The 1,076-nt window shown below is 62.5% G+C and carries 1 protein-coding gene; it reads right to left on the reverse strand.

Features of this window, described 5'->3' with window-relative positions; genetic code table 11:
- Positions 1 to 1,064, reverse strand: a 1,064-nt coding sequence (locus tag AB0C20_RS36335; protein ID WP_357569738.1) for an amino acid adenylation domain-containing protein, incomplete at its 3' end; no start/stop codon positions are given.
- Positions 1,065 to 1,076 lie beyond the last annotated feature (12 nt).

Here is a 1,076-nt window from a genome sequence, read left to right on the forward strand (position 1 = left end):
AGGGCCCGCCGGTCGACTTTGCCGTTGGCGTTGAGTGGGATGACGTCGAGACCGACGAACGCGGACGGGACCATGTACTCCGGCAACCGCACCCGGCACCACTGACCCAACTCACCAGCATCCACCACACCGCCGTCCGCGGCCACCACATAGGCCACCAGACGACGATCACCAGGCGTCGGCTCGAACACCGACACCACCACATCCCGAACACCATCGTGCTCGGCCACAACAGCCCGAACCTCACCCAACTCCACCCGATAACCACGAATCTTCACCTGATCATCGACACGACCCAGAAACTCCACATCCCCATCCGGCAACCACCGCACCACATCACCCGTGCGATACAACCGACCACCCGAGCCGAACGGATCCGGAACAAACCGCTCCGCCGTCAAATCAGGACGACCCGCATAACCCCGAGCCACCCCCACACCACCCACGAACAACTCACCCACAACACCCACCGGAACCGGCTCCAACACCGAATCCAAAACAAACATCCGCATATTCGGCAACGGCCGACCAATCGGCACCACACCACCACCCGACACCGACACCACCGGGAACACACACGTCCCCACCGACGCCTCCGTCGGACCATACTCATTCACCAACCGACCAGGCCCCAACACATCCAGACCCCGATCAGCCAACACCCCCGGCAACGCCTCACCAGCCACCACCAGAACCGACGCCAAACCCTGCGCCTGCTCCACCGACAACTGCGACGTCAACACCTCCAAATGCGCCGGCGTCAACTTCACAAACGAATACGGCCCACCCGCAGCCAACACCACACCCAGATCCGCGACATCCACACCCTGACCCACCAACCGAACCGCCTGACCCGCCACCAACGGACCCCACAAATTCGGCACCACCAAATCAAAAGCAACCGACGAGAACAACGGCGCCCCACCCACACCCCGCGACGCCAACACATCCCTCGCCCACACCACATGATTCACCAAACCCGCATGCGAAACCTCCACACCCTTAGGCCGACCCGTCGACCCCGACGTGAAAATCACATACGCCAAACCACCCACCACATCCACCCGCGACACCGG

The organism is Micromonospora sp. NPDC048843 (genome assembly GCF_040649965.1).
In the GTDB taxonomy this organism is placed as follows: Bacteria; Actinomycetota; Actinomycetes; order Mycobacteriales; family Micromonosporaceae; genus Micromonospora; species Micromonospora hortensis.